This is a genomic window from Plesiocystis pacifica SIR-1, assembly GCF_000170895.1.
In the GTDB taxonomy this organism is placed as follows: Bacteria; Myxococcota_A; Polyangia; order Nannocystales; family Nannocystaceae; genus Plesiocystis; species Plesiocystis pacifica.
In genome coordinates, this window is record NZ_ABCS01000066.1 from 49,437 (window position 1) to 56,530 (window position 7,094).

The 7,094-nt window shown below is 73.1% G+C and carries 4 protein-coding genes; 3 read left to right on the forward strand and 1 reads right to left on the reverse strand.

Features of this window, described 5'->3' with window-relative positions:
* Window positions 1-120: 120 nt before the first annotated feature.
* The 3 genes from PPSIR1_RS27570 (at window position 121) to PPSIR1_RS27580 (ending at window position 4,929) form a co-directional block, all read left to right on the forward strand.
* The gene (locus tag PPSIR1_RS27570; RefSeq protein ID WP_006974483.1) at window positions 121-2,739 is read left to right on the forward strand and encodes an alpha/beta fold hydrolase; all 2,619 of its coding nucleotides are present in this window, start codon (window positions 121-123) and stop codon (window positions 2,737-2,739) included.
* Between the two features lie 38 nt (window positions 2,740-2,777).
* Window positions 2,778-4,367, forward strand: coding sequence for a GMC oxidoreductase (locus PPSIR1_RS27575; RefSeq protein ID WP_045116863.1), 1,590 nt, complete (start codon window positions 2,778-2,780; stop codon window positions 4,365-4,367).
* A gap of 70 nt (window positions 4,368-4,437) precedes the next feature.
* Window positions 4,438-4,929: a MotA/TolQ/ExbB proton channel family protein gene (locus tag PPSIR1_RS27580; protein WP_006974485.1), complete on the forward strand. Its 492-nt coding sequence runs from the start codon at window positions 4,438-4,440 to the stop codon at window positions 4,927-4,929.
* Here the strand turns inward: PPSIR1_RS27580 and PPSIR1_RS27585 are convergent.
* Window positions 4,889-7,094 (reverse strand): ATP-binding protein (locus PPSIR1_RS27585; protein WP_006974486.1); only part of this gene is annotated, 2,206 nt, incomplete at its 5' end. The two genes, PPSIR1_RS27580 and PPSIR1_RS27585, sit on opposite strands and share 41 nt — an antisense overlap.

Below are 7,094 nucleotides of genomic sequence, written 5' to 3' on the forward strand. Positions count from 1 at the left end.
GGAACCACGGCGCGCGCATGTCACGGAGCTGCCGTCGACCGGGTCGAGGCCCGGAGCGACGGGCTGTGGGCCGTACACTACAGCCCCGTCGAGGCCGGGCGGGAGCAGTTCGACGCGGACGTGGACCCGGTGGTGATCGCCGAGCTCGTCGTGCTGGCCGCGGGCGCCCTGGGCTCGACGGAGATCCTGCTGCGCTCGCGCGCCGCCGGCCTGCCGCTCTCGGCCCGCCTGGGCGAGTCCTTCAGCGGCAACTCCGACGTGTTGGCCTTTGGCTACAACAACGACCAGCGCATCGACGGCGTGGGCGCGGGCCCGCGCAAGCCCAGCGCCGAGCACCCCGTGGGCCCGACGATCACCTCGGTCATCGACGGGCGGACCCCCGAGCGGCCGCTCGGAGAGCACTTCGTCCTCCAAGAGGGGGCGCTGCCGGGCTGCATCGACGCCATCTACTCGACGAGCCTCGAGCTCCAGGCCCGGGCGCACGGCGAGGCCACGGACTCGGGCTTGGTCGACGCCGTGGAGGAGCGGGCTCGGATCCTGCGCAGCCGCCTGCCCGGCGGCGCCCTGGCCGGGGCCGTGGCCAACACCCAGACCTACCTGGGCATGGCCCTGGACAGCGGCGCGGGCACGCTGAAGCTCGACGTCGACGAGCAGCTGCGGATCGACTGGCCCGGGGTCGAGGAGGAGCCGAGCATCGCTCGCCTGCACGCCAAGCTCGTCGACGCGACCGCGGCCCTGGGCGGGACCTTCGTGCCCAACCCGCTGTGGAGCAACCGCCTCGAGTCCTCGCTGATCTCCGTGCACCCCCTGGGCGGCTGCGCCATGGCCGAGGACGCGGAGGGCGGGGTCACCAACCACAAGGGCCAGGTGTTCGCCGGCGACTCGGGGGCGCGGGTCCACCCGGGCCTCTACGTCGCCGACGGCTCGCTCATGCCCTCGCCCCTGGGCGTCAACCCGCTGCTGACCATCTCGGCCCTGGCCGAGCGCAACATGGCCCTGCTCGCCCGCGAGCGCGGCTGGACCATCGAGTACGCCCTCGACCACCGCCCCTCGGGGCCGCCGCGCTTGCCCGTGGCGCCGTCCGGCGTGGGCGTGCGCTTCACCGAGCGCATGGCCGGCGAGGTCGACTTCGAGGCCTCGGCGAGCGCGGGGCGGGAGCGCAGCAGCTGCGCCTTCGTCTTGACCCTGAGCAGCGCCAACCTCGAGGCGACCCTCGCCAGCCCGACCAAGCCCATGGACATCGCGGGCACCGTGGACATCCCGGCGCTCTCGCCCGAGCCGCTGCAGGTCTCGGACGGCCACTTTTCGCTGCTGTCCGACGACCCGGAGCACCGCGCCACGACCAACATGATCTACGCGATGACGCTGAACGCCGAGGACGGCCGGCGGTGGCGCTTTCGCGGGGTCAAGTACGTCCACGACGACCGCGGCCTCGACCTGTGGTCGGACACGACCACGCTCTTCGTCGAGATCCACGACGCGCAGACCGGGGCCCTGGCCGCGCGCGGGAAGCTGCACATCTCCATGGCCGACTTCGCCAAGCAGCTGCGGACCATCGACGTGACCGGGGCCGAGTCCCGGCTCGAGGCGCTCACGGCCCAGGTCCGCTTCGGCCGCTTCTTCGTCGGCTCGCTGTTCGACACCTACGCCGGGGTGTTCTCCCGGCCCTCGGTGTTCGACCCCGACGCGCCGCCGCGGGTGCGCCGGAACCTGCGCGCGGACGCGCCGACGATCCACTACTTCCACACCTCGGACGGCGCCCCGCTCGTGCTGACCCGCTACCGCGGCGGGGGCAAGGGCCCGGTCGTGCTGATCCACGGCCTGGGCGTGTCGAGCGGCATCTTCACCGTCGACACCATCGGCACCAACCTGGTCGAGTACCTGTTCGCCCACGGCTACGACCTGTGGCTCCTCGACTTCCGGGCGAGCATCGAGCTGGCCAGCGCCGAGGTGCCCGCGAGCTGCGACCTGATGGCGACCGTCGACCTGCCCGAGGGCATCGCCGAGGTCCGCCGGCTCAGCGGCGCGGACTCGGTCCAGGTCATCGCCCACTGCATCGGCGCGACCTTGTTCTACATGAGCGCCCTGGCCGGCAAGCTCGAGGGCGTGCGCGCGGCGCTGACCTCCCAGGCGACGCCGCACATCGACGGCTCCCGGGACCACCGGATCAAGTCGGGCCTGCGCCTGCCGGCGGTGCTCGAGAGCCTCGGCTTCACCTCGCTCACGGCCTACACCGACAAGCACGACGGCTGGCTCGACCGCCTCTACGACCGGGCCCTGGAGCTCTACCCCGTCGCCCGGGAGGAAGAGCGGGGCGCCAGCGCGACCGCCCGCCGCATCACCTTCCTCTACTCGCAGCTCTACGAGCACGACCAGCTCAACGTCGCGACCCACGACACCCTCCACGAGCTGTTCGGCGTGGCCAACCTGAGCTGCTTCGATCAGCTCGGGGCGATCATCCGGGCCGAGCACATCGTCGACGCCGAGGGCGGGGACGTCTACCTGCCCCAGGTCGGGCGCCTGGCCCTGCCGCTGCGGATGATCCACGGGGCCGAGAACGCCTGCTACCTGCCCTCGGGCAGCGAGCGCAGCTACGCCTGGCTGCGCCAGCACAACGATCCTGCGCTCTACTCCCGGGTGGTCATCCCCGACTACGGCCACATCGACTGCATCTTCGGCAAGGACGCCGCCGAGCACGTCTACCCGCACATCCTCGAGCACCTGGAGGCGAACCTGTGAACCGCGACCGTCCGCGCGAGTGGAGCCCCGCCCCGACCGTGTCCCGCTCGACCTACGACGCCGTGGTGATCGGCTCGGGCTTTGGCGGGTCGATCAACGCCCTGCGCCTGGCCGAGGCCGGGCAGTCCGTGCTCGTGCTCGAGCGAGGCCGCCGCTACGCGCCCCGGGACTTTCCCCGGGACGTGCGCGACGTCGACGAGCTGCTGTGGGGCTACCCGGACGAGGCGCGCTCCCACGGCCTGTTCGACTTTCGCACCCTCTCGGGGGTGTCGACGGCCGTGGCCGCCGGGGTCGGCGGGGGCTCGCTGATCTACGCGAGCATTCACTACCGCCCGCAGGCGCGGATCTTCGAGGACCCGCGCTGGCCCGAGCCCTTCGACCTCGACAGCCTCGGACCCTACTACGAGCGGGTCTCGGCGGAGCTCGGCGTCGAGCCGGTGCCGGGCGACGTCCCGCTGCCCAAGCGCGACGCCTTCCACCGCGCCGCCAAGGCCATGCAGCTCGACAGCTTCGACACGCCCCAGGCCGTGAGCTGGACCAAGCTGCACGGCTCGACCGAGGGCCACGGCCAGGGCCGCAAGACCTGCCAGCACTGCGCCGAGTGTGAGTTCGGCTGCCGCTACGGGGCCAAGAACACCCTCGACTTCACCTACCTGGCCAAGGCCGAGGCGCTCGGGGCCCAGGTCGCGACGGGCTTTTTGGTCACCCACGTCTCGCCGGCGCGGGGCGGGGGCTGGCACGTGCACTACGAGGACATGCGCACCGGCCAGCCCGCGGTGGTGACCGGGCGCAAGGTCGTGCTCGCGGCGGGCACCCTGGGCAGCAACGAAATTCTGCTGCGCAGCCGGGACGAGGCGCGGACCCTGCCCAAGCTCTCGCGGCGCCTGGGTCGGGGCTACTCGGCCAACGGCGACTACCTCGGCAACGTCCAAAACGCGAACCTCAACCTCGATCCTTGGGTCGGGCCCGACGTCACCTCCGTCGCCTGGCACTACCCGCCCGAGGGCATGGACAAGCCCGGCTTCGTGCTGGCCACGCCGACCTACAACCGCCCGGTGATGGAGGTCCTGGCTTCCTTTGGGCAGCCGCCCACGCGCGAGGCGGTCAAGCTGTTCGCGCCCATGCTGTGGCGCAGCGTCCCGGGGTTGCTGCGCCGGGGCTTTCGCTCGGGCTTGGTGTCCAAGCCCCTGCGCGTCCCGGCCACGGGGGCGGGCCCGGCCCGACGCCACGCGATCATCTTCGCCATCGGCCAGGACAACGCCAACGGCCGGCTGGTGCTGCGCCGGGGCAAGCTCGACATGCTGTGGGACTACGCCCGCGAGAACGCCGAGCTCGTCCGCTACCAGCGTCAGGCCATGGAGGAGCTGTGCCGCCACTACGGCGGGACCTTCGGCGAGTTCCCGCTGTGGGGGCCGTTCAAGAAGACCTTCACCGTCCACAACCTCGGCGGCTGCGCGCTGTCGAGCTCGGCGGCCGAGGGCGTGGTCGACATCAACGGGCAGGTCCACGGCCACCCGGGCCTGTTCGTGGCCGACGGGGCCGTGATCCCGACGGCGATCGGCAGCCACCCGGTGATGACCATCTCGGCCGTCGCCGAGTGGATCGCCGAGCGCGTGGTCGCGGCTTAGGCTCGTCAACGCGGTCTCGGGCGAGCCGCGCTGGCGCAGGCGCGCAGGTCGACTACGCTTTCTCGACGGCATGGTCGAGCTGCCCTACCTCGCCACGGATGATTGGCTGACCAGCGCCATCGGCGGCTGCCTGGTCCTCGTGCTCGGCGTGGTGATCGAGCGCTGGGTTCGCATCCGAGGCGTGCGCCTGCGGCTTGGGGCAGTCGCTGCCGTACACACGTCGCTGCTCGAGGAGCTGCATCGGCTGCGCAGAGGCCTGTCCACGCTGACGGGGCTGGGCTCGGTGGCGCTGATGCTCGGTGTCCTGAGCGCCATCTTCGAGCTGCTGGTTCCCTTTCGGAACTTCGCCGGGCCGCCCCTCGAGCCCTACTCGGTCCGGGTCGTGCGAGACGCCGCGGACGCCTTTGGCCCCGTCGGCTTGGGCCTCGGCGTCGCGGTGATCGCCGTCGCCTGCCGGGCCGCGCTCGCGTTTCGGGTCGAGCAGATCGCCGACCGGCTCGAGCAGGCCGCGATCGCGGCCCTCAACTCGAGCGGCGAGGGGCCGGGACCAGCGTCGCGATGAGCGGCTGAGGGTCGTCGAGGCCCTGGGCCTCGAAGTAGGCCTGAGCCGCCGCGGCTGCGCCCGCGTCTCCGCGCGCGGCCAGGCGCACGCGCACGGCCGCGAGGTGGGCCTGCATGTCGTGGGCCTCGAGGCGCTCGGCGGCCTCGCGCCAGGTCTGCTCGGCGGCGGACTCGTCCCCCTCGACGGCGCTGAGCGAGCCGAGCAAGATGGCGCGCAGCGGCGCGGCCTGGGGCTTGTGGCTCTTGGCGAGCTTGGCCAGATCTTTGCGCACGCGGGCGAGGGCCCGGCCCCGGTCGGAGCTCGGCTGGCTGCCGTCGGCGAGGGCAGCCAGCTGGGCCCGGGCGCGCAGCTCGTGAAACTCGACGTGGCTCGGCATCATGTTGGCCACGACCTTCGCCCGCCAGTCGTCGAGGACCGCCGCGACGGCGTCGAGGGCCCCGGGCGCGTCGCCCATGAGCAGCGATACCTCGACGCGGCTCATGGCCAGGACGATGTGCTGGAAGGTGACCTGGCGCGGGTGCCACTGGCGGGCGAGGGCGTCGAGGCGCAGCAGCGCGTCCTCGCCCTCGCCGTAGACCGCGAGGGTCAGGGCGTGGAGCGAGCCCAGGGACACGCCGACGTGGTGCTGGCCGAGATCGCGGGCCACGGCCAGGAGCTCGGGCAGCTCGGCGCGCAGCTCCCCGTAGCGCCCGAGGATCTTGCGCACCCAGTTCCACTGCACCGTGCTCGCGCCGCGGATCCAGCCCGAGTTGGGGCTGGTCTCGAGGCGGACCTGGAGGGCGGCGAAGGCCTCGGCGGCCTCGGGCCAGCGCCCCGAGTGGTCGAGGTGGTTGGCGGTCACGTACTCGACGACGCGGTGATACTCGGGCTCCTCGATGTGCGGCAGCAGCTCGCGGGCGGCGGTCATCAGCTCGCGGCCCTTCTCGCGCCGACCGATCGCCACGAAGATCGAGGCGTCGTGGACGAGGCAGCGGATCAGCCGCTTGGGCTCGCCCGCGCGCAGAGCCAGGCGCATGGCCCGGGACTGCTGGTAGCCGGCGAAGATGGCCTCGTGGTGGGACAGGCCGGTCTTGGTCGCGAGCAGCGAGTCGATGCGCTCGAGCAGGTCGGGATCGATGTCGGCCTCGGCGCGCCGCTCGAAGGCGTGGCCTCGGACGATGAGGCACAGCCGGTGCCAGACGGTGCTGAGGATGGCCATGCCGACGCCCCGGGGCTGCCACACGCCGATCTCGCGGAGCACCGGGGTGATGGTGTCCATGCCCTCGTCGAGCAGCCCGATCTTCACGCGCTCGCTCGCGGCGCGGCGGCGCAGGTCTCGGGCCGCCCGGGGGTCCTCGGCCGTGCGCGCGAGGGCCTCGAAGCGGTCGGCCGCCTCGCCGCCCCGGCCCATGTCGACGAGCTGCTTGGCGAGGGCGAGCTCGAGCTGGCGGCGCCTGCTGGTGTCGGGCTCGTCGGCGCGCCCGAGGATCGCGAGGGCCCGGCGGTAGAGCTCCGTGGCCCGCTCGAAGGCGAGGGCCTGGGCGGCCTCGTCGGCCGCGCGCTCGGTGTACTCGAGGGCGCGCTGCTCATCACCGCCGAGGGCGTAGTGCTCGGCGATGGCCTGGGCCTCCCCGGCGCCGTGGCGCTCGTAGGCCGCGGCCAGGGCGAGGTGGGTGGCCGCCAGCTCGTGGGGCGGGAGCTCGCCGACCGCGACGGCGCGGATGCGATCGTGGGCTGACTCGACCCGGCCGTCCTCGTGGCGGATCAGCAGGTTCTCGCGCTCGAGGTTGCCCAGGGCCGCGGCCTCGTCGAAGGTCTGGCCGTTCTCGGCGCGCAGCTCGGGGGGCAGGGCCGCGAGCCCGGCGGCGAGGACCACGGGCAGGGGCGTGGGTCCGCTGGCCACGGCGACGGCGGCGAGCAGGGCCCGGGGCCCGGGGTCGAGGGCGACGATGCGCCGGGCGACGAGGCGATCGAGGGAGGCGTCGCTGCTCTCGTGCGGGTCGTCGCCGAGGACCATCTGGCCGATATAAAAGGGGTTGCCCTGGGCCCGGCGCGCGACGGCCTCGGCGGGGGCCTCGTCGCTCGTCGGGTCGGTCGGTCCGGCGCCCGTACGTCCCTGGCGCGCGAGCAGGGCCTGGGCGAGGGCGCGGGCGTCCTCGGCGGACAGCGGCGCGAGCTCGAGGCTG

What these genes read in the sequence shown, in the direction of transcription:
- PPSIR1_RS27580 (WP_006974485.1), top strand. Translation starts at nt 4,438, where the DNA reads ATGGTCGAGCTGCCCTACCTCGCCACGGATGATTGGCTGACCAGCGCC.